This window comes from Microbacterium gorillae (assembly GCF_050990725.1).
Taxonomy (GTDB): Bacteria; Actinomycetota; Actinomycetes; order Actinomycetales; family Microbacteriaceae; genus Microbacterium; species Microbacterium gorillae_A.
This window is the reverse complement of record NZ_CP158844.1, coordinates 3,772,015-3,794,424: the sequence shown is the minus strand read 5'-3', so window position 1 is coordinate 3,794,424 and position 22,410 is coordinate 3,772,015. Positions and strand designations below refer to the sequence as shown.

16 protein-coding genes are annotated in these 22,410 nt (G+C 70.3%); 13 read left to right on the top strand and 3 right to left on the bottom strand.

Annotated elements, in window-relative coordinates; translation table 11 throughout:
• The first annotated feature begins 3 nt into the window (after positions 1 to 3).
• The 9 genes from ABTV68_RS17590 (at position 4) to ABTV68_RS17550 (ending at position 15,287) form a co-directional block, all read left to right on the top strand.
• A complete protein-coding gene (locus ABTV68_RS17590) occupies positions 4 to 969 on the top strand; it encodes an AAA family ATPase (RefSeq protein WP_433674969.1) in 966 nt (321 codons plus the stop codon).
• Entirely contained in the window at positions 966 to 2,333 is a 1,368-nt protein-coding gene (locus ABTV68_RS17585) for a DUF58 domain-containing protein (RefSeq protein ID WP_433674968.1), read from the top strand. Before ABTV68_RS17590 ends, ABTV68_RS17585 begins: the two co-directional genes overlap by 4 nt.
• Positions 2,330 to 4,816 carry a transglutaminaseTgpA domain-containing protein gene (locus tag ABTV68_RS17580; protein WP_433674967.1) on the top strand — a complete coding sequence of 829 codons (2,487 nt, stop codon included), beginning with the start codon at positions 2,330 to 2,332 and terminating at the stop codon, positions 4,814 to 4,816. The genes ABTV68_RS17585 and ABTV68_RS17580 overlap by 4 nt, the downstream gene beginning before the upstream one ends.
• Entirely contained in the window at positions 4,813 to 6,747 is a 1,935-nt protein-coding gene (locus tag ABTV68_RS17575) for a DUF5684 domain-containing protein (protein ID WP_433674966.1), read from the top strand. The genes ABTV68_RS17580 and ABTV68_RS17575 overlap by 4 nt, the downstream gene beginning before the upstream one ends.
• Positions 6,744 to 7,436, top strand: coding sequence for a hypothetical protein (locus tag ABTV68_RS17570; RefSeq protein ID WP_433674965.1), 693 nt, complete (start codon positions 6,744 to 6,746; stop codon positions 7,434 to 7,436). Before ABTV68_RS17575 ends, ABTV68_RS17570 begins: the two co-directional genes overlap by 4 nt.
• 328 nt (positions 7,437 to 7,764) lie before the next feature.
• Positions 7,765 to 9,051, top strand: a complete 1,287-nt coding sequence (locus ABTV68_RS17565; protein WP_433674964.1) for a hypothetical protein — start codon at positions 7,765 to 7,767, stop codon at positions 9,049 to 9,051.
• A 4-nt stretch (positions 9,052 to 9,055) separates the two neighbouring features.
• Positions 9,056 to 10,402, top strand: a complete 1,347-nt coding sequence (locus ABTV68_RS17560; protein WP_433674963.1) for an RDD family protein — start codon at positions 9,056 to 9,058, stop codon at positions 10,400 to 10,402.
• Entirely contained in the window at positions 10,399 to 14,373 is a 3,975-nt protein-coding gene (eccCa, locus tag ABTV68_RS17555) for a type VII secretion protein EccCa (RefSeq protein ID WP_433674962.1), read from the top strand. The genes ABTV68_RS17560 and eccCa overlap by 4 nt, the downstream gene beginning before the upstream one ends.
• Positions 14,370 to 15,287 (top strand): FHA domain-containing protein, encoded by a 918-nt coding sequence (locus ABTV68_RS17550; protein ID WP_433674961.1) that lies wholly within the window; start codon positions 14,370 to 14,372, stop codon positions 15,285 to 15,287. Before eccCa ends, ABTV68_RS17550 begins: the two co-directional genes overlap by 4 nt.
• A 98-nt stretch (positions 15,288 to 15,385) precedes the next feature.
• On the opposite strand, the gene ABTV68_RS17545 is transcribed toward ABTV68_RS17550, so the two are convergent.
• The 3 genes from ABTV68_RS17545 to eccD are packed head-to-tail and all read right to left on the bottom strand — an operon-like array spanning position 15,386 to position 19,352.
• Complete coding sequence (locus ABTV68_RS17545; protein ID WP_433674960.1) at positions 15,386 to 16,684, bottom strand: S8 family serine peptidase; 1,299 nt, start codon at positions 16,682 to 16,684, stop codon at positions 15,386 to 15,388.
• Positions 16,681 to 18,006: a type VII secretion protein EccB gene (gene eccB / locus ABTV68_RS17540; RefSeq protein ID WP_433674959.1), complete on the bottom strand. Its 1,326-nt coding sequence runs from the start codon at positions 18,004 to 18,006 to the stop codon at positions 16,681 to 16,683. The genes ABTV68_RS17545 and eccB overlap by 4 nt, the downstream gene beginning before the upstream one ends.
• A 2-nt stretch (positions 18,007 to 18,008) precedes the next feature.
• A complete protein-coding gene (gene eccD / locus ABTV68_RS17535; RefSeq protein WP_433674958.1) occupies positions 18,009 to 19,352 on the bottom strand; it encodes a type VII secretion integral membrane protein EccD in 1,344 nt (447 codons plus the stop codon).
• A 331-nt stretch (positions 19,353 to 19,683) separates the two neighbouring features.
• Here eccD and ABTV68_RS17530 point away from each other — a divergent pair, with 331 nt between their 5' ends.
• The 4 genes from ABTV68_RS17530 to ABTV68_RS17515 all read left to right on the top strand — a co-directional run bounded on the left by ABTV68_RS17530 (position 19,684) and on the right by ABTV68_RS17515 (position 22,392).
• Entirely contained in the window at positions 19,684 to 19,995 is a 312-nt protein-coding gene (locus tag ABTV68_RS17530; protein ID WP_433674957.1) for a WXG100 family type VII secretion target, read from the top strand.
• Between the two features lie 33 nt (positions 19,996 to 20,028).
• Positions 20,029 to 20,319, top strand: a complete 291-nt coding sequence (locus ABTV68_RS17525) for a WXG100 family type VII secretion target (protein WP_433674956.1) — start codon at positions 20,029 to 20,031, stop codon at positions 20,317 to 20,319.
• Between the two features lie 126 nt (positions 20,320 to 20,445).
• A complete protein-coding gene (locus ABTV68_RS17520) occupies positions 20,446 to 20,889 on the top strand; it encodes a hypothetical protein (protein ID WP_433674955.1) in 444 nt (147 codons plus the stop codon).
• Between the two features lie 48 nt (positions 20,890 to 20,937).
• Positions 20,938 to 22,392 carry a hypothetical protein gene (locus ABTV68_RS17515; protein ID WP_433674954.1) on the top strand — a complete coding sequence of 485 codons (1,455 nt, stop codon included), beginning with the start codon at positions 20,938 to 20,940 and terminating at the stop codon, positions 22,390 to 22,392.
• Positions 22,393 to 22,410 lie beyond the last annotated feature (18 nt).

The window sequence follows — 22,410 nt, the reverse complement described above, 5'->3', positions numbered from 1 at the left end:
GACATGACCATTTCGCAAGAGCAGGCCACCTGGTTCGCACAGACGTTCGGCCAGCTGGCCGACAACGTCGAGCGGGCGGTGCTCGGCAAGCGCCCGGTGGTGGAGCTGGTGCTCACCGCCATGCTCAGCGACGGACACGTGCTGCTGGAGGACGTTCCCGGAACCGGCAAGACCTCGCTGGCACGCGCTCTCGCGCAGTCGGTGCAGGGCACGCACACCCGCATCCAGTTCACCCCCGACCTGCTGCCCGGCGATATCACCGGCATCACGGTGTATGACCAGAAGCGCGGCGAGTTCGAGTTCCACGCGGGTCCGGTGTTCGCCAACATCGTGCTGGCGGACGAGATCAACCGGGCGAGCCCGAAGACGCAGGCCGCGCTCCTCGAGGTGATGGAGGAGGGGTCGGTCACCGTTGACGGTGTCTCCCGTAGCGTCGGCACCCCGTTCCTCGTCGTGGCGACGCAGAACCCGGTGGAGCAGGCCGGCACCTACCGACTCCCGGAGGCGCAGCTGGACCGTTTCCTCATGAAGACCTCGCTGGGCTATCCCGATCACGCAGCCACGCTGCGGATCCTGGACGGCGCCGCGATCGAGACCGCCAAGCTGCATCCGGTGGTCACGCCGCAGACGATGGTCTCGATGGCGGACCTCGCGCAGGAGGTCTACGTCGATGCGCTCGTCCTCGACTACATCGCGCGCGTCGTGGACGCCACCCGCGGTGCCGACCAGGTGCGCCTCGGCGTCTCCATCCGCGGCGCGCTGGCGTTGACGCGCGCAGTGCGCACGCGTGCCGCCAGCCAGGGTCGTACCTACGTGGTTCCCGATGACGTGAAGACGCTGGCCGGCCCCGTGCTGGCGCATCGCCTCATCCTGCACCCCGAGGCGGAGTTCGACGGAGTGACGGCCGAAGCCGTCATCGGCCAGGTGATGCTGGAGGTGGCGCCGCCCGTGCAGCGCGCATCCGCATGACCGACGAGTTCACCGGCGGATCGCACTCCCAGTCCCGGTCGCGATCGCACACCCACACGCGCACCCGCACTCACGTTCGTGCGGGGCGACGCAGCGCGTTCCTGCGGGCGTCGCTGGCGGTGCTGGCGGTGGCGCGCCAGGCGGGTGCGGTGCTGCGACGAGTACGCGACGAGGTGTCGCGCACCGTCACGCCGGCGGGCTGGATCGCTGTGGTCGTCGCTCTCGGCGGTCTCTCTCTCGGCTGGCTGCTGGGGTGGGCCGAGGCGATCGTGGCCGGCATCGTCTCGATTGTGCTGCTCCTGCTGGCCGTTCCGTTCCTCTTCGGCGCGCGTCGCTACGACGTGCGCGTGCACCCAACGGCGGATCGTGTCGTCGCCGGCGGCAGTGTCAGCACCGGGGTCACGGTGCGCAACACCGGTACGCGCGCGGCGCTGCCGTCTCGGCTGGATCTCCCGGTGGGCGATGGCATCGTCGAGGTGGAGGTGCCACTTCTGCGCCCGGACGCGGAGGTCACCGAGGACGTGGAGATCCCCACGCCGCGTCGCGGTGTGATCCGTGTGGGTCCCGCCACCACGGTGCGTGCCGATCCGCTGCGGCTGCTGCACCGGGAACACGAGTGGGCGGACGTCCACGAGCTGTACGTGCACCCGCGCACTGTCCCGGTCCCCGCCACGAGCGCCGGCATCATCCGCGACCTGGAGGGAAACCCCACCTCGCGCCTCGTGGACTCCGACATCTCCTTCCACGCCATCCGCGAGTACGCCCCGGGCGACGCTCAGCGGCAGATTCACTGGAAGTCCACCGCCAAGACCGGCCAGCTGATGGTGCGTCAGTTCGAGGAGTCGCGCCGTGCGCGTACCGCCATCGCCCTGAGCGTGGCGGTCGCGGACTACCTGGACGAAGACGAGTACGAGCTCGCCGTGAGCGCCGCCGCATCGCTCGGCGTGCAGTCACTGCGAGAAGGGCGTGATCTTGAGATCGTCGCCGGTGCCGAGATCCCGCGCGTCGTCCGGGGGCGGCTGCGTGCGTTCCGCCAGCTCGGTGCCGTGAGCCCGCGCGGACTGCTGGACGAGTTCTGCCTCGTGGACTCGCTGGAGAACACGATGGCGCTCGAAGAGGTGTGCGCGCTCCAGGCCGAGGAGAGCGCGGGTCTCTCGATCGTCTTCCTGGTGTGCGGATCCCGCCTCCCGCTGGAGCGCGTGCGACGAGCAGCGCTCGCATATGGGACGGAGACCACGGTGGTCGCCGTGGTCTGCAACGAGACCGCCCACCCCCGCGTGCGCCCGATCGGTGATCTCTATGTCATGACGATCGGCGTGCTCGAGGACCTCGGTGCCCTGCTCGGACGAGGGGCGGTGCGATGAGCGACGCGCTGAGCCGGAAGGGACGTCGGCCCACCGCCCGAACGGTCGTCGCCGGCAGTGTGTTCGTCGGTGTGCTGGCCGCGCTCGGCGTCATGGCGGCGTGGCCGATCTATGCGTCGGTGTCGTTTCTGTGGACCGCGGCAGCGGCGATCCTCACGGGAGCCGCGATCGCCGCGCTCTGGGCCTGGCGGCGACTGCCCGCCTGGCTCGTGGCACTGCTTCTCGTGGCGGCCTGGCTCATCCTGGGGATCGCGCTCGGGGTACCGGAGCGCTGGGCGTCTGGGCGGATCTGGCCCGACGGCGTCGTGGATGTCCTGCTCGCGCCCGCGACAGCGTGGAAGGATCTCATCACCACGCCGCTGCCGGTGGGCTCGTATCGCAACCTGCTCATTCCGGCGATCATCGTCTTCCTCCTGAGCACGGGGATCGCCCTGCGGCTCAGCTGGCTGCCCGCCGCGCGCTCCGGGTTCGCCGTTCCGGTCGCGGCCCTCATGCCCGTCTTCGGACTCCTCTTCGGGCGCACCAGCACGTCGGCTCCGCTCCAGCTCGGGCCGTTCACGCTTCCGGCTCCCGTCGAGACGGCGGTGGGCGCAGCGTCGCTGCTGGTGAGCGTGCTGTGGTTGTCGTGGCGGGGACGAGACGATCGGCGCGAGGCGATTCGTCGTGCCGAGCGTGCCACGGGAGTCCACGGCTCTCGCCGCGGCTCGCGCGGCGGCATCTCACGGACGGCACTCGCCGGAGCGATGGTGGTCGTCGCCCTGGCTGCGGGCATGGCCGCCACCGGTCCCATCGGCGAGAGCCGGGTGCGGGAGGTGCTGCGTACCTCCATCGGTCCGGATCTCACCGGCGAGGACGCCATCAGCCCGCTCATCACCTACCGCTCCTCGTTCGCGGACGATCGCTTCCCGCAGGTGCTGTTTCGCATGGCCAGCGACGACGCTCTGCCGGACCGTATTCGCCTCGCCACGCTGAGCGCCTATGACGGGCAGACCTATCAACTGGGCGAGGGCGCAGAGGGCTCGTTCCAGCGCGTTCCCTCGGTGCTGGACACCCCGGCGGGGGAGTCCGCCACCGTCACGTTCACGGTGGAGGCGCTGCGCGGTGTGTGGCTGCCCACCTTCGGCGCGCTGCGTCAGGTCGCCTTCAGCGGCTCCGGCGCTCCGACGCTGGCCGATGGCTTCTACTACGACTCGCGCACGAGCAGCGCCGTCGAGGCCGCCGGGGTCGCCACCGGGGATTCATACACGGTCACCGCCGTCACTCCGACGTCTCCTGATCTGCAGACGCTGCCCGCTCCCGGCGCAGCGCCGCAGGTGCAGCTCCCGGCCGAGATGCAGCGCTGGCTCGACATCCAGGCACCCTCCCGTGACGGTGCCGGACTCCTGGCGGTGATCGGCGCCCTGCGAGAGCGCGGCTACCTCAGCCACGCTCTGACCATCGCCGACGGGACGACGCCGACATGGATGAGCGAACTCGGCGACTACAGTTTCCGGCCGTCGGCGGCCGGGCACTCGCTCGCGCGCATCGACAAGCTCTTCGCCCAGCTGAACGAACGCGCCGCGCAAGCGGCGTTGGAGGCGCCGGGCGCGTCGCTGGTGGCTGCCGTGGGCGATGACGAGCAGTTCGCGGTGGCGGCGGCGCTCATCGCCGAGCAGCTCGGGTTCCCCGCTCGCGTGGTCGTCGGATTCCGCACCAACGACCCGACGCTGCCCTCCTGCGAGGGCGGTGCCTGCCGTGCGGGTGATCTATCCGCCTGGATCGAGGTGGCGCCGGCACCCGGCACGTGGGTGAGCGTGGACACCAGCCCGCAGCACACCGCATCCGTGGAGACCCAGAACCGTCGCGAGCGCGACCCTGAGGTGATGACGGACGTGCGCCCGCGCAACGCCGACGAGGTGTCGCCGCCGGATCCGCAGAACCAGGACGCCGTGAGCGCCGAGGATCCGACACCGCCGCCCGCGCCCGAGACGGTCGACTGGACTCTCGTGCGGACAGTGGCGATCAGCCTCCTGGCCGTGATCGCCGTGCTGTCGCCGTTCCTCATCGTGGTGATCGCGAAGGCCGTGCGGCGGCGCGGTCGTCGGCTGGCGGAGCCCGCGAGCGCCGTCGCCGGCGGCTGGGAAGAGTACGTCGACACCGCCGTGGACACCGGGCGACCCATGCCTGCGGCGCGCACGCGCCATGAGGTGGCCGCGCTCTACGCGACCCCGCAGGCGGGGGAGCTTGCGACGCTCGCCGATCGTGCCGTGTTCTCCGACGAACAGCTCACTCCGCAGGAGTCGGAGCAGTTCTGGCAGATCGTGGCTGATGAGCGGCGAGAACTGCGATCTTCCGTCGGGTGGTGGCGTCGGCTGCGCGCCGCCGTATCGTTGAAGTCACTGTTGCGGCAGACGTCCGCACGCGCCGTCCGCACCGATGCATCGGGCGCGGCGCGAGCTTCGGAGAGGAGGAAGCGCCGCCCGCGCGGCGCTGGAATGTCATGAGTGCAGACATCATCGCGCTGACCGCGAGCCTCATCCTGGCGATTCCGCTGTACCTGTGGATGTCGCTCGCGGCCGTCGCCGTCTTCCGCAAGGCGGGAGTGGAGACCTGGCCCGCCTGGATACCCGTGTACAACGTGTGGGTGCTGTGCTCGCTCGCCGGCATCACGCCGTGGCTCGCGCTGCTGTGCCTGATTCCGCCGTTCATCCCGATCGTCTTCCTGGTGGTCGGCATCCAGCTCAGCCCGCGTTTCGGCCTTTCTCCCGCCTGGGGCGTGCTGGCGGCCGTCTGCGCGCCGGCCTATCTCACCGTCCTCGGGTGGGGGAACGCCCACTGGGACGGTCCCCAGCCCGAGAGGCCAGCGCCCACGGCGGGCGGGACCTCACCGCGTCCTGACCTGGATTGGCTGTCCAACCCGCAGCACACGCAGTGGAACGGCGTCTCTGACGCGACGGAGATCGCGGCGCCGCTCGCTCCGCGGCTCGGGGAGTCGGTGTCGGATACCGTCCGCGCTGATGTTCCGGCAGCCTCCTGGGCGCCGCCGACTCCGCCCGCGATGCCGGGGCCGGTCCCCGGTACGCCCGTCGCCGGTGCGCCCGCCGCGGCGACACCGTCTTATCCGCCGGCACCGCCGTTGAGCGTGAGCCTGCCTGCTCCGATCGAGGCCGAACAGACTCCGGACTGGCGCAACCTGTTCGCCTCGTCCGCTGAGGTCCCCGGTGCGTCCGATCCGTCACCGGAACCGGCGTCACAGGTTCCCGCGTCTCTCACCGAGGCACCCTACGTTCCCGAGCCGGCGGCACCGGCTGCGGACCCCTACGGCGCGGCGTCCTCTGCGCCGGGACTCGCCCCGACGTTCTTCGAGTATCGCGACGCACCGCCATCCGCAGGTACACCGCTCGCGCCTGTCGCACCCGTCGCGCCGGAGGCCGTCGCCGATGCGCCCGATGCGCCCGTCACACCGGAGGCCGGTGCTGATGCGCCTGTCGCGCCCGCCGTCACCCCGGCACCGGAGGAGCTGGCGCCGCCCGTCGCCGAGCCGCCGATCCTCCCTCCTTCGCCCGCCGCAGCGCCCTGGGCGCCACCGGCAGCAGTCAACGTCGCGCCGCCCGCGGTCTCGGATGCAGGCCCCGCTGGGTCGCCCTCGTTCGGGCCGCCCGTGCTTCCGGCAGAGACGCCTGCCGCGGCAGAGCCGCCTGCTGCGCCAGAGAACTCGGCCTCCGCCGCAGGCGCCACGCGGATGCGCGAGGACTCGGAGGTCGTGGCCGACGCGCGTGCCAGCGCGGTGCCGCTGCCCGGCCTGACACCTCCGGTGGATCGGCCTGCGGTCGACCCTGACGAGTCCTATCGTCCGATCGTCATCCCGGGGCCGCCAGCGAACCCGGTCGCAGATTCGGCTTTCGCTCCCATGCGCCGCAGTGAGGCGCCGTCCGAACTCAGCGAGTCGGTTCTCGACTACTCGCAGGAGGTCTCCGCCGTGGTCGGCGCCCCCGATGCGGGCGCACCACGTGCGGCGCGCGAATCCGTGTCCGCCCAGGCACGCGAGTTCGTCTCCGCTCTCGACGATGACGACTTCGAGGCCACCGAGCTCGCGTCGCGTCGCCGTCCGGTGTGGACGCTCACACCTCCGCTGGGCGGGGACATCGCGCTCACGTCGGAAGCCATCGTCCTCGGCCGACGACCCGCGGAATCAGACGAGCGTGTTCAGAACGTGCCGGTCGCCGACGGCACGCGCACCGTGTCGAAGACACACGCCCGGCTGGATCTCATCGACGGCGTGTGGTGGATCACCGACCTCGCCTCGACCAACGGCGTGTTCCTCATTGACGAGAGCGGCGCGGAGCAGGAGCTGCGCCCCGGCATCCCGGCCGTCCTGACGGAGCGCTTCCTGCTGGGCGACGCGGAGCTGCGGATCTCCCGGGCCACCGCATGACCGACCACCCGGACGACCTGGACGAGAGCACCCTGCTCGGATCGCGTCGCCCGAGCCCGGTCTCGCCGCCGGCGGACATCGAGGACACGGTGCTCGGCCGGCGTCACCGTCGGGATCACGCTGCGGAATCTGAAGCGGCGGAGGACGCGCACGCGGGAGCCGCGGATGAGACGGTGCGTTCGGCACGGCGTCACGGATCGATCCCGGACGCGATACCAGACGAGACGCTGCTCTCATCGCGGGAGCGCGACAGCCGCGCAGACTCCGACGACGACACGATCGCGGTGCCGCGCAGACGGACCGGCGTGGACCCGAGCGCGCCCGCCGGTGACGAGGACCCGATCCTCCGCTGGTCGCAGGTCTCGAGCAATGATGAGCGCCGTCCGATCAGCCCTCAGCGCACTCCGACGGAACCGCTGGTCGACGATCAGGTCCGCCGCCGCGTGGCGAGCACGCCGGAACCGGCGATCCTCCGCGCGCCCTATCGGCCGCGGGTGATCGAGACGGCGCCCGTCAACAGGCTGGAGCCGGTGGCGCGTGAGCCACGCGAACCGGTCAACACGGCCGCGGCGGACTCACGTCGCCGAGCCGACTCGCGTCGCACGTTGATCGCCGTGATCGCGGTCGGCGGTGTCATCGTCCTTGCCGGGGTGGCAGGCATCATCGCGATCCTCACCGGCCTGCTCTGAGCCCCGGTGCCCCCGGCGACGACACCTGTGCCCGTCTGCGTGGAGATGTTAGTGTCGGAGGGCTTGTTCCGATGAGCGTGCGGCTGCCCGACGACTCGCACCGTCTCGCTTCCGACGCACTTCGGGGCGTGAGGCATCACCGTTTTCGGTAAGGGGGAAGTATGGGTGCACTGATGCTGGACGTCGGCGCCGAACGGGCGCTGCACTCACCGCAGCAGACGCTGCACGCGCGGCAGCAGGAGGCCGAGGAACTCTGAGCGCCTCGTCATCGCCAGCCGCCGCCGACGCCCGCCGAATCGGTATCCGCGCGGGGGATGCCCGCCACGATGTGGTTCTCCCCGCGGGATACACGGTCGGTGAGGTGCTGGCGGCGATCGGCGTGCGCACCGGCCCGGAGACCCGGCTGTTCCGTGAGCGCGGGGTCGTCCCGGTCGAGGCGAGTCAGGGAATCGAAGCCTTCCGCGACGGAGACATCGTCACCCTGATCACCGAAGACGCCCCCGAGACCAGCGCTCGTCGACGCGGAACCCGCCGCCACAGCGGCGGCTCCGAGAACGTGGCGGCCTGGTGGGCGATGGGCGCCGTCGGCGTCGTGCTGTCGGTCTTTCTCGCCTTCGCACCGCCCGCGGCGCTCGCCGGCTGGCCGATGGTCGTCGGCGCCGTGATCATCGTGGCGGCGATCGTGGCTGCCGTCGTGCTCACGCGCCGAGCTCGCGCCATCGGTGCCGCATCGCTCGGTCCCGCCGCGCTGCTGGTGGGTGCCGGCGTTGTGCTGTCCCCGCCGTCGTCGTTCAGCATGGCGGTGACGATCGCGACGGTGTGCGCGCTCGTGGCCGTGTACTCGTTCGGCCTGGCGACGCTCGCGAAGCTCCCGGGCGACCGGGCCCAGCTCACCGCCGTCGGCGCCGTGGTCACCGGCATCGGAGTGGTGCACATCGTCGCCGCGATGCTGGATCTGCCGGAGGCGACCGCCGCCGCCTTCTGCGTGGGCGCTGCCCCGCTCGTGCTTCGCGCCTTGCCCGCCATGCTGATTGACGTTCCGGCGGGGATGTTCATCGACTTCGAGCGACACCAACAGGTGCGTTGGGCTGTGCGCGAGCAGATGCCGGAGGCGGTGGTCCGCGTGGACGGGGCACGCGTGGGAAACCTCCTGCTCCGCTCGCGCGCGCGGCTGGAAACCGTCACCATCGCCACTTGTCTGACGATCGTCGTGTTCTCTCCGATCGCGCTGTGGCCGCTCGCTCCGGAGCGCCTGATGGAGATGATCGGGCGCCTGTGTCTCGCCGGCCTCCTCGTCCTGGTGCTTGCGCTCAGCGCGCGCAGCCAGGGTGTGACCGCGATCGCATGGACCCTGCGGGTGACCGCCGGGTACGTCCTCCTGGTGCTCGCTATCGGTCTGCTCGGCGTGCTGAGCCCGGACACCCGGTCTCTGGTGACCATCGGTCTCCTGGCGGTAGCCGTGCTCGTCAGCGTCGGGTCGGTGCCCGTGGCGCGCGGGCTGCGCTCGCTGTACTGGTCCCGATTCGGCGACATCACCGAGGCGATCGCCGTGGCCCTCTGTCTTCCCGCTGGGCTTGTGGCCGGCGGCATGGTCGACATCATTCGAGGATGGTGAGTTGATGGCTGAGAAGCTGTGCTGGGCGTGTGGGCGGTCGATTCCCGCCGACGCGGCGGTGTGTCCGCACTGCCGTGCGCCACAGCAGGGTGCGCCCGCTGTGATCCCCGCCGCGGGGAACCCGCAACCGCTGCTGACGCGCTCGGAGCCCCCGGCGCAGCCCGCACACGTCTCGGCCGCCCAGCCCGTGTTGCCGCAGCAACCCGCAACGCCCTGGCCGCAGCCCGCGGCCGCGCCTGTTCCGACGCCGGAACCGAGTTCCGCGCGAGCGCATACCCGCACACGGACACGCCGCCTGCCTGAACCCGCGAGCACGCCGCGCCCGACCGCGGTCGAGCGTCCCACGATCAACCCCGACGATCCGCTCGGTGCCGCGTTCTCCGGCAGCCCGGCCGGTGTCGGTCGCCGACTCGCAGCGTTCACGATCGACGCGCTGCTGATCGCGGCGGCCGGCGTGCTGACGGCCTGGCTCACGAGTTCCTGGATTCTCGGCGTGGTGGTGGCGGCAGAGGTCGCGGTGATCTTCGTGGTGATCGAGGCCCGCACCGGCGCGAGCGCGGGAAAGCTTCTGATGCGGGTGCGCGTCGCACAGGAGCACGCACCACGCTCTCCCGGGCTCGGGCGATCGACGGTGCGCGGACTGACCTCGTTGGCCGGGGGTCTGGTTGCCGTGATCGGCGCGTGGGGAGTCGAGCTGACCGCGCTCGCGGATCGGACGGGACGCCGACGCTCCCTGGGTGATCGGGCGGCGGGAACCGTGGTGGTCGCGCTGCCGGATCGCGGCGCACCGACGGCGCACGCCGAGCCTCAGCCCGCGCGCGCCGCGAGCGCTGTCATCGACGGTGATGCGGGCTTCGCAGCGCTGGAGACCACCGGTGCCACCACGGGCGGTTCCAGGAGCACCGGCGACACCGGCGAGCAGGCGCCCTCCGACGCGGCGCCGCGTGAGGTGCCCGTGCGCGGCGAAGGGATGAGCGCCCTGGAAGCCACGGGGCGGGTGGTGCCGGGTGGTGTGCTGCTGATCTTCGACACCGGACAGCGCGAGCTGCTCCCCGCGCGGGCCGTCGCGAACCTCGGCCGCACCCCGAGCGCGTCGGTCGAGGGCGATCTCACGGTCCGGGTCGACGACCCCTCGCGCACGATCTCGAAGAACCACGTACGCCTCGAGCAGGCGCGTTCGGGAGCCTGGGTCACCGACCTCGGCTCCACCAATGGCACCTCGCTCATCCGCGAGGACGGCACCGCCACACCGCTGCGCCCGGGCGAGCGCGTGGCGGTGGACGACGGCGTGCGTGTCCGTATGGGCGATCGATGGTTCTCGATCAGCCGACTGATGGAGGAAGACTCATGAGCCGCGGCTCCCGACTCGCGCCCCCGCGCGTTCCCAGCGGGAAGATCCCGATGGAGGCTCCTCCCGAGCTGAAGGAGAGCGAGGGCGGCGCGGGGCTCCTGCAGTCGATGCTGCCGATGCTCGCCTCCCTCGGCGCAGTGGTGATGGTCATCAGCATGGCTCCCGACCAACCGCGCAGCTACATCACGGGTGGCATGTTCCTGCTCTCGGCGGTGGGATTCGTGGTCCTCAACGGCATGCGTCAGCGCTCCCAGCACAACGCCGAGGTGCTGGCCGCGCGTCGCGAGTACCTGGCCTACCTGGGGGAGCTGCGCACCACCGTGCGCACGGCAGCGGATCAGCAGCGCCGCAACGCCAACTGGACGTCCCCCGATCCCAGCACCCTCACCTTCCTCGTGGAGGACGGCATCCGCGTGTGGGAGCGCTCGCGCACCGACAACGACTTCCTGCTCACTCGTCTCGGGACGAACGATCAGCCGCTGTGCATCACGCTGGAGGCCCCCGATCTCCCACCGCTCGCCCAGCTGGATCCCGTGGCGGCGTCCGCCGCGCACCGATTCATGCTCACGCACGAGATTCAGCGCGCGCTGCCGGCCACCATTCGACTGAGCGACTATTCGCGCGTGGAGCTGGTGGGGCTGGACGAGGACGCGGTACGCGGCCTCGCCCGCGCCATCGTCGTCGGCCAGGCGGCGCTCCACGATCCCGACGACCTCGTCGTCGCCGTGGTCACCGCGGATGCACAGCTCGGCGAATGGGACTGGGTGAAGTGGCTGCCGCACGCGGCGTCCACACGCGTCAGCGATCGCATCGGGCCGGTGCGGATGGTGGTGTCCTCGTTCGATGAGCTGCGCGAACTCCTGCCCGCGGATCTCGCCGATGCCCCGCGCTTCGGCACCGCCGGCGCCCCGGGGCGTCACGTGCTGATCGTCAGCGACGGCGTGCCCATCCCGCGTGCGGATCCGCTTGTCGGCCTGGACCCGGTCTCGGGAATCACGGTGCTGGATCTGCCGACGCGGTGGGATGCGCTGGAGAATCCCGATGTGCTGCGCATCGCGCTCCCGGCGAAGGATGCGAAGGATCGCCGTGCGGAGCTGGTGCGGGTGCGCCAGAAGTCCGAGTGGCTCGTCGCCGACGACCTGTCCGTCGTGCTGGCGGAGGCCACAGCCCGCCGGCTGCTGCCGCTGCGCACCATGGAGATCGTCCAGACCGGGGGCGGAGCTCCCCAGATCAGCGGCCAGGCGGAGCTCGTCGACCTGCTGGGCCTGCCGGACGTGCGTGAGATCGACTTCGATCAGGCATGGCAGCGCCGGCCGCAGCGTGATCGCCTTCGCGTGCCCATCGGGCAGACCACGGAGGGCGCTCCGATCTACCTGGACATCAAGGAAGCGGCCGAACAGGGCTCCGGCCCGCACGGCGTGCTGATCGGAGCCACCGGCTCCGGAAAGTCCGAGGTGCTGCGCACTCTCGTGCTGGCCCTCACGCTCACCCATTCGCCCGAGCAGCTGAACATGGTGCTCGTGGACTTCAAGGGTGGTGCCACCTTCGCAGGCATGGCCGACATGCCGCACGTCTCGGCGATCATCACCAACCTCGGCAGCGAGACCGGCCTGGTCGACCGCTTCCAGGACGCGCTGACCGGTGAGGTGGTGCGACGCCAGGAGCTGCTGCGCGCCGCCGGGAACTTCGCGAACGTCAACGACTACGAGAAGGCGCGCCGCGGTGGGCGCACCGACCTGGAGCCGCTGCCCGCCCTGCTGATCATCGCCGACGAGTTCTCCGAGCTGCTGGCGGCGAAGCCCGAGTTCGTGGAGAGCTTCATCAACATCGGCCGCGTCGGCCGGTCGCTGCAGATCCACCTGCTGCTCGCCTCGCAGCGCCTGGAGGAGGGAAAGCTTCGGGGACTGGACACTTACCTGTCCTACCGCGTGGGTCTTCGCACGTTCTCCGCGGCGGAGTCGCGCACGGTGCTCGGCGTTCCCGACGCCTACACGCTGCCGCAGGAGCCGGGGGTCGGCTACCTGAAGAGCGATCAGGAGACGATGACGCAGTTCCGTGCCGCCTACGTCTCCGGGCCGCCGAAGACGCGAATGCGCCACGGCAGCGCGCCGAGCGAAGCACGCGAGAGCACGCTGGAGATCATGGCCTTCACCGCGCGTCCGCAGTGGGAGCCGGAGGAGGACTCCGAAGAGGTGGTTCCGGTCGTGATGTCCGAGGCGCCGAAGGAGGAGCGATCCACCATCGACATCGCCGTGTCGCGTATGGCCGGGCGGGGGCCGCTCGCGCACCGCGTCTGGTTGCCGCCGCTGAAGGTTCCGGCGGCGCTCGACGAGCTGATGCCGGACCTGGTCGTGGATCCGAACCTCGGTCTGGTCTCTCCGTCCTGGCGCGCACGCGGTCCGCTCGAGGTGCCGATCGGCATCGTCGATGTGCCCCTGGAGCAGCGCCGCGAACAGCTGGTGCTCTCGCTCGCCGGTGCCGGCGGTAACCTCGCCATCGTCGGCGGCCCGCTGAGCGGCAAGTCGACGCTGCTGCGCACGCTGACCACCTCCCTCGCGCTCACCGCGACGCCGCAGGAGGTGCAGTTCTACGTCCTCGACTTCGGCGGCGGCAGCTTCGTCAGCCTGCGCGATCTTCCGCACATGTCGGGAGTCGCGATGCGCACCGACGAGGAGGCCATCCGTCGCGTCGTCGCCGAGGTGGAATCCGTGTTGAACGCGCGGGAGATCTTCTTCCGCGACAACGGCGTCGACTCCATGAACACCTACCGACGGCGTCGCGCCGAGGGCCGGGTGAACGACGGCTTCGGCGACGTCTTCCTCCTCATCGACGGCTGGGGAACGCTGCGCGCCGAGTTCGAGAATTTGGAGCCCCGGATTCAAGCGATCGCCGCTCGCGGTCTGGGCTTCGGCGTGCACGTCGTGATCACCGCCAACCGCTGGCTGGAGATCCGCGCCAACGTGAAGGACTCGCTGCAGAGCCGGATCGAGCTGCGGCTCGGCGATCCCGCGGACAGCGAGATCGACCGCAAGTTGGCCGTGAACGTGCCGCCATCCTCGCCGGGACACGTGCTGACGCCCCAGAAGCTGCACGGACTCATCGCGTTGCCGCGCATCGACTCCTCGGGCGATCCGGACACGCTGATGGACGGCGTGGACGATCTGGTGGCCCGGACGACAGCCGCGTGGCGCGGTCCGCAGGGACCGAAACTCCGGCTGCTTCCCACCCTGGTCACCCTGGATCAGGTGCGCGGCGTCGCCGGCGAGAGCGACCCGCGCACGCTCCTGGGCATCGAGGAATCCGCGCTGGCTCCGTTCGGTGTGGACCTGCGCACCGAGTCGCACCTGTACCTGTACGGTGACGCCGGAATGGGCAAATCCTCCTTCCTGCGGGCGATCGCGCACGAGGTCATGCGTCTGCACCCGGACCGCAAGGCGAAGCTGTTCTTCGTCGACTACCGCCGCGCCAACCTGGGGGAGATCCCCGAGGAGTTCCTCGGCGGCTACCTCACGTCCCACGAGATGACGATGCAGGGCATGGGGGAGCTGGCGGCGCTGTTCCAGTCCCGACTCCCGGGTCCCGACGTCACCGCCGAACAGCTGCGAAACCGTTCCTGGTGGACCGGATCGGAGGGTTACATCCTGGTGGACGACTACGACCTCGTCGCCACCAGCCAGGGCAACCCCATCGCGGTGCTGCAGCCACTGCTCGCGCAGGCGGCCGACATCGGCCTCCACCTGATCGTGGTACGTCGCACCGGTGGTGCAGCGCGCGCAGCATTCGATCCGATCCTGCAGCGCTTCACCGACCTCGGCGTCACGGGCATCCTGCTCGGCGGCAACCCGGAGGAGGGGCAGCTCATCGGCCGTCTGAAGCCCGTGCCGTCCGCGCCGGGACGGGCACAGGTGTCCAGCCGCGACCAGGGCATCTTCGCCGCTCAGCTGGCCTATCAGCCGCCGCGGTCGACGTGATCGATCCAATCGTCCTCATCAGTGCGGGAGTCGTGCTGCTGCTCCTGGGCATCGCCGACGGTGCAGCCGCCAGCGTGCTCTTCGCCCGTCTCGGACGAGAACGCTGGCGCGGCTGGCTTCCGATCGTCCGAGACGGCGAACTGCTGCGCATGGGGCAGGAAGGGGCGTACGTCGCCGGCCTCCTGCTGATTCCCCCGGTGACGCTCTACGCGCTGTGGGTGAAGGGGCGTGCGCTGTATCGCATCGGCCTGCGCTGGGGGTGGGGTCCCGCGCTCGCGGTCCTCGGCGCGCTGGTGCCGGTGGTCTGGTCGATCCTCGCCGCCGCTCGTGCCGGACGCGGCGAGGCAGAGCCCGTGCCGGTACGGGCCGCCGAGTCCCGCTCGCGGGAACGCCAGGAGCCCGCGTCGGACGGACCGATCAGGCGGCGACGGACAACGGAGGCCGCCGGAGCCGTCGGCCCCGGCGTTCGCGGCGTGCCGCTGACCGGGACGATGCCTGCTGAGCAGGTGGCACCCGCTCTTCCGGAGATCCCGGTGCCCCTGACCCCGGAAGCGATCCCCGCCGCGACCAGCACCCCGACCCGTTCCCGCCGCTACGAGCTGATCCTCGCGGATGGCTCACGTCACGCGCTCGATGCTCAGCGCATCGTCGTGGGCCGAGCACCACGATCGGACAGCCCGGACGTGAAGCTCCTCCCGCTCGTGGACGGTTCCGGACAGCTGTCGAAGAGTCATGCGGAGTTGCTGCGCTCGGGGGATATCTGGTTCATCACCGACCTGCACTCCACCAACGGCGTCATCACCTCGATACAGGGCGGTGCGCCGACACGTCTGGCTCCAGGTGCATGCGTCCCCGTGGCCGGAGAGTTCCAGCTGGGCGGCGTCCGCGGGGTGATTCGTCCGCTCGAAGACTGAGTAAACCGACGCTCGTTCGCGCTCACCCCGCTCGCTCACGCTCACCCCGCTTGCTCACGCTCACCCCGCTTGCTCACGCTCACCCCGCTTGCTCGCGCTCACCCGGCTTGCTCGCGCTCGCGGCGATTGCGGGCGATCGAGATGACGCCGATGAAGCCCAGGGCGCCGGCACTGAGCACCGCGATGAGGACGACGCGGCTCATGTCCCGTTCGTGCTGATCACTCGGCCCGGCGATGACGATCGTCTCGGGCGTCGGCGTTGCGGATGCCTCCTGCTCCGGCACGAACGGGCTCACGGGACCCCGGGTGTCGGGGCCGGGTAGCAGCGCGAGGGCGGCGGCGGGCTGGATGATCCCCCACCCCATCTGATCGTCGCGTGCGTCGGGATCGCCGCGCAGGGCGGTCGCCGTGAGCCGGTAGGCCCACTCCTCCCGCGTCTCCCGCGGATACGCCGCCGCGACCAGGGCGGCCGCGGCGCTGGCGTAGGCGGTGGACCAGCTGGATTTGGGATCGTCGTTGAAGAAGCAGTCGCCGGTGTTGAGTCCCAGGGTGAGCACGCCCTGCCCCGGAGCCGCGAGCGCGATATGCGGGCCATGGATGCTGGCGTCCGTCACGGCATCTCCGGGGACCGTGGTGGCGGTCACGCCGAGCACGCCGGGAGACCCGGCGGGGTAGCGTGCATCGGCGGCATCGGCCTGCGTATCGCCGATCGTGATCTCGGTGTCCGAGGCCTCCACGTTGCCGCCACTGGCGATCACCAGCGCTCCCGCGCGCTCCGCGTAGGCCACGGCCTCGTCGATCTCGGCGGAGAAGAAAGGTGTCGACAGCGAGACGTTGATGATCTGCGCGCCGGAGTCAGCGGCCGCGCGAATCCCCGCGGCGAGGCGCAGCACGTCCGGGCCGAAGCCGGCCTTGTCGGCCTCCTCACCCGTGTTCGCGTAGACGCGCACCGAGTAGAGCCGCACGTCCGGTGCGAGTCCGACGAGAGCGGAGCGGCTGTCGGGCTGCGCGGCGATGATCCCCGCAATCGCCGTGCCGTGTCCGAGCAGGTCGGTGTACCCGCGCGGATCGGTGCCGTCGTTCACGAGGTTCACGCCGCCGGCCATCCGGGGAGCCAGACGCGGGTCGGCTGCATTGATGCCGGAGTCCACGACGGCCACCAGCACGCCGCCACCGCGCGTGATCTTCCACGCCCGCTCGGCCTGCAGCAGGGTGAGGGCCGCAGGAGGCTCGGGGCTGAACGCCGGCGCGCCGGTGACGCAGGAATCGGCGGCAGCGGCGTCGGGAACCAGCGCGGCGGACGTCGTCGTCGGCGTCGCCACAGCAGGGGAGGCACCCGCGAGGAGGGTTCCGGCAGCGACGGCGAGCGCGCAGATCACCCGGCGCGCGGCGCTCATCCGCTGGTGGCGCCGGCTGCGGCGCGGGTCAGGGCCGGACCGCTCTCGAACAGCGCCATCCACTCCGGCGTCGCGTGTCCGATGTCCCCGGCGGTGTATCCCAGCTGCGCGAGCAGCTCGTCGTCGTAGCCGGGAATGGCGTACTGCGTGGCGGTGGGGTCGATGAGCATCAGCAGTGATGCCGCCCCCGCGTCCGCGCCCGCCACGGAAACCAGCGCGCCCATGCTCGGCTGAACGGTGGTGCCGGCGGACAGCTCGACCTCAGGATCGGCGGTGGCGAGCACCGTGTTCGCCACGTCGCTGGTCGTCTCCGCCAGCGCGCAGGGCGTGCCCTCGGCGGGCGTCAGAGCCGCTGTGGGCCAGTCTTCCGGCTGGGCAGGCTCCGCGGACGTGGGGAGGCTGGCCACCTGGGGCGCGTCCACGTCGTAGTTGCGCTCGGGAGAGTAGCTCGGACCGTGCTGATACAGCGCCAGTCCGAAGGGGGTGAGCTCGGCCAGGCTGCCGTCCGACATCACCAGATAGCGTGCGTCGGAATCGGTGATGGTCGTGTGCACCACATCGCCCACCCGCAGCTCGCTGCCCACGAGCGCGCGGCCCGCATCGCGGACGCTGGTGGGAGTGAGGGGGGAGCCGAGGGCGAACAAGTTCAGCCAGGTGGCCGAGACGTCCACGCGCGGAGCCGAACCCAGCCCGATGTCTCGGAGGAGACCGTCCACGTCCTCTTTGGGCAGCTGGAAGCGGACGCCGCCGGTGACCACCCACTGCGTCTTATCGGCTCGCGCCACGATCGCCGTTCCCGCTGCCGCGACGGTGGCTCGGGGCGAATCGTCGATTCTCGCGTCCACGCCGCCGGTGTCATCGGCGATGCAGGCGGTCCATCCGGTGTTGATGAGCTGGTCCGGGGTCGGCATGGTGTCGGGGGCGCCCGGGATCCCCACGGTCGCACCCACGGGCTTGCCCGCCAACAGGCTGCCGGACGCCTCGATCGGCTTCGCGGCGGCCTCGGCGGACAGCATCAGTCGGGCGCTCGCGATGTTCAGCACCGGGTGCAGCGTGTTGTCCGAGGTGACGTAGCGCGACCCGGTGGTCGTGTCGATGATCAGGTGTCCGGTGCCCCAGTCCTCGGGCAGCGCCTTGTTCGCGAAGCTCAGGAACCAGCCCACAAGCACGACGACGACCGACAGCACGATGCCCACGATCACGCCGCGCAGCGGCTTCGCCGGCTCCAGCTCTTTGCCGCCCGGGGCACCGCTCACGAAGGCGGTGAGCAGACGTCGGCGCGAGAAGTTCTGTGCGTCCAGCAGCTCGCTCTTGCTGGCCACCGTCAGCTCCCCAGCAGGCCGGACGCCACGAGGCCCACCGGCAGCACCAGTGCCAGCACGATGACCTCGACGGTGTCGGACAAGCGAGCGAGTCGGAGACGCGCTCCCGGAGCCAGCAGCGTGAGGACGATGGTGGCCGCCGCTGCGGCGGCGAGAGCCGTGACGATCACCGGAACCAGGGCGGGCTGCGTGAGGGCGCCGACCAGGCAGGTCAGGGCGATGCCGGCGGATCCGAGCGCCAGCAGAACCAGAACGTGCGCGCGCGAGTAGCTCATCCGAGCTGGGAACATCAGCCCCGCGAAGGCCAGCGCGCACAACAGCACGGACCACGGGTTGTCGCTTGCCACGAGCGGAGTTGCAGCGAGCATCGCCAGGCCCAGCGCGGTGCGCAGCGCCGTGAGGGAGCGGTGCCCGGCGGAGGCGCGACGCTGCACGTCGCTGCCGTCGATCGCGGGCGCGTCGGCGAAGATCTCCGCATCGGTCATCGGGGAGATCACCCGCAGCTGGGTGGTGGACAGCGCCAACCAGGGCAGTGCGTTGGCGAGGGCTCCGGCCACGGCGATCATCATCGTGTAGGACGAGGTCGCGGACGTGGGAAGCAGCCCCGCGGACAGGGCGGGAAGGCCGACGGCCGCGCCGGTGACGATCGGAACGTACTGCACGGCCGGCCGGTGCGGACTCAGCGCCAGCGCGGCAGCACCCACGACGACGGCTCCGGCTCCGGCGGCCGCCAGCGGCCAGCCCCACAGGTTGGCTTCATCGGGGACGGCGAGATAGCCGGCTACCGCCCCGAAAGCCGCCGCCGCGACTCCCATGGCCGCACCGGATTCGGGCTGACGCAGCCGTGCCAGGAACGCGGTGGTCGCCAAGAGTACGACCACGCCGATGGCCGCGACGATGATGTTCAGCACGACGCCCCGGCCGCTGGGCAGCAGGAGAACCGCGCAGACGGCGAGGAACGCAAGACTGACCGCAAGCGCGGTACGGGCGTTGTCCCGGGCGCTCCAGCTGCGCTGCTCGCCGGTCACATCGAGGACGGCCTCGACGATGTCGTCGTAGACACGCGGGGTTGCGACGAATGCGCCGCGCGTGAGCGACAGCACATCACCGTCGGCGATATCCAGATCGGCCAGGGTGCGTGCCGGGTCGAGGGGGGTTCCGTCGGCGGCCTGCAGCACGTATCCCGAGGACGTCATGGTGGGATCGAGCACGCCGAGGCTCCGCGCGAAGCCCGGCATGATCTCGATGAGCGGCACCTGACGGGGCACCGTCACATCCAGACGACGACCTTCACTCTGCACCGTGACGCGGACGATCGGCGTCGCGGAAGTGCGTGTTGCGCTCACCTGGCCCCCTCCCGAGTGATCTCCCGCGGCGAACTACTCGTCTCGCGCGGGCATACACCTCAACTGTAGTCGGCGCGCTCCGCCGCGCATCAGTCCTGTCGCGGCTCGGAGATTGGAAAGTTCTCACGAACACGACGTGCCGCGGAATCTCCGGGTCTGCGGTCGATTGGCGCGCCGTTCGCGCGCACGGGGAGTTGCAGCCGTGCCGGAGCCGATCTATCGTCAGCCCTGTCAATGAATGGCCTCGGTCGCGCTCGCGCGGCTCATTAAGGGGGGCTGTGAGTGCAGCGGCAACCGCTCTGCACTGACATGGATGATACGGAGGTGTGTTGTGGCTGAGAAGATCTCTGCTGAGGCGGGTGCGCTACTCGCTGGTGCGAGTGCGGTGAATGACACGAACGCGGCGATCGCGGCGAACGTGCGTGCGGTGGATGGTGCGGCTGGTGCCACACGTCCGCTGTGGACGGGTCCGGCGGCGAACCAGTACTTCAACCTGGTGGAGCGGTGGGAGGCTGAGGCCCGCAAGATCAACCAGGTGCTGGTGACGCTGGAGGGTGCTCTGCGGGGTACGGCTTCGGACCAGGCGGCGACGGATGAGTCGAACCAGCAGATCATCGGCGGCCTGGGCGCGACTCTCGCCTGAGCCACCCGGACACTTCGAAGGATATTGACGATCATGGACTCTTTCTCCGTCAACCCGGCAGCGCTTGAGGCGCTGTCTTCCGACATCAACCAGCGCGGTAAGGCCATCAACCAGGCTCTGGAGAACCTGGACTCGAAGGTCTCCACGCTGCGGGCTTCGTGGGAGGGTGACGCGCAGGTCGCGTACGACACCGCTCACGCCGCTTGGTCGCGCTCGATCAACCAGATGAACGCGCTGCTGATCCAGATCGGTCAGCAGACCGACGCGATCAAGATGGACTACCTCCGCAGCGACCACAAGTCCAAGGGCCGCTTCGAGATCTGATCCCGAACACCCAGTGATCCGTCTTCGCGGCGGATCGCCATGAGCGGGACGGAGCTTTCGCTCCGTCCCGCTCATCACTTCCGATGGCGGTAGTCCGCCGACAAACACAGTGTTCCAGGGGGAATCATGAGTGGTCCGAAGATCGGCGTCGACCCAGAGGCCGTCGCCAGCGGAGTGAAGCGCCTGCTGAGCGCGATGGACGGGAACGGCGCAAGCACGGATCTGTCCCGGATCTCGCAGACGATGTCGCAGATCGAAGGCGGCTCCGGCGTGAACGCGCTGACCCGCTTCGTGGCGCAGCTCACGGTTGATTTGAAGACCCGCGGTGCGGATGCCGCGGCACTGCACAACAACGTCACGGCCAACGTTTCGAATCTTCAGGCCGCGGTTGCCGACCTGATGAGCACCGACGCGACCGCAGGTCAGGCCGCTCAAGCTCTCGTCGGCCAGATCGAGAGCGTGACCGGAGTTCCAGTGACGCCGGCCGGCGCGCCGGTCGGCCCTCAACTGGTCCCGACAGACGGCGGCACCGATGCCTCGACGCAGAACGCGAAGGACGAATATGCGTAAGCCACTGGCACAGAGGCATGTTCGTGACGTGACAAGGAGGGGCCGCTCATGAAGAGACAGGGGATGGACTGGGAAGCGGAGCTGCGGCGTCTGGCGTCGTCTGAGGCGCACATCTCCCTTCCGAACGCTCGAGAGATCGAATCAGCGCTGTATGACATCGAGCTGGCGCTCGGAAGCACGGCGAAGGAAGGGCTGGAGGGAACGGCCGCCGAGGCGGCTGCCACCGCATTCGACAGGGACGCGCGGGATGCCATGGCCATCCGCGATGACGTTCTTCGAGTGATGAACGCGGTGGACCGGGCCAACGAACGGCGTCTGCACACCGCAGACACACAGCTACGGGAGCTGGAATCCGGGTTCCCAGAGAAGCTGGATTGGTGGGAGGAGACCCTCCTGCGCGGAGCTGCCGTGGGAACGACCTGGGCGCTCGGACCCTTCTCCTTCACGGTTGCCGATGGTGTCGTCGATAAGGTGAACGACCTTCTCGCAGCGCAGCGCAACGCTCGCGCACGGGAAGGCGTGCAGGCCGTCAGCGTGGCGATGGATGAAGAGTCTGCCAGCTTCACTAGCGAACGACGCGTCGTCACGAACGGGCCCGGCGGTGTGCAGGACGAGGACGACGAAGACTACACGCTGCCGGACGGCGGAGGTGATCCCGGAACGGGTTCGTTCGACAGCTATCCGACGGACCCGCCCGGAACCGACTTCCCTCCCGGGTTCACGTACAACCCTCCAACCCCCGACGATGGTGGGAACGACCCCGTGCCGCCGACGTTCCCGAATCCCATCAGGTTCGATCCACCGCAGGTAGAGCTGCCGGACTGCCCGGTATACGACCCGGACGACCCGACGCTCTCCAACCCGGACGACCCGATCTGGGTGAATCCGAACGACCCGACCTGGCAGAATCCCAACGACCCGACGTGGCAGAACCCGGACGATGTCGGTCCCTGGTCGCCAGACAATCCGACGCTGTCGCTGCCTGACTCCGACTACCCGCCGGGGTACGACCCCAACGATCCGAGCACGTGGGGACCGGGTGGGCGCGGTGGCCTGACGTCCGACTCGTCGATGGGTGGCGGATCTCACGGCTGGGGCTCCTCGCGAGCCGGTGCGGGAGTCGGCACCCTCGGATCGGGTTCGGGAGTCGGCGGTTCGGGTGCATTCGGCGGTGTGGGCGGTGGCGCCGGCTCCGCGGCTGTGCTGGGCGGTGCCGGCGGTGCCGTTTCTCTTGCGGGAGCCAAGCTCATGCAGACGGGCGGCCCCGGGCTCGGCTCGGGGCTCCTCGGCAGCCAGGGCGCTGCGGGCGCGGGTGCCGGTGCAGCCGCGGGCGCTGCGGGCCGGGGCGGCTCACTGGGCATGATGGGTGGCATGGGCGCCGGCGGCGCGACGGAGAAGAAGTCACGTCCCGGACTGTCTGGCCTGCGTGCCCCGCAGCTCGAGGGCGACGATGACCCGACACCCCGATCGGAGGCGGCCGGTGCCGGTGGGCGCGAACTCTGAGACCGGACGCCGAAGGAT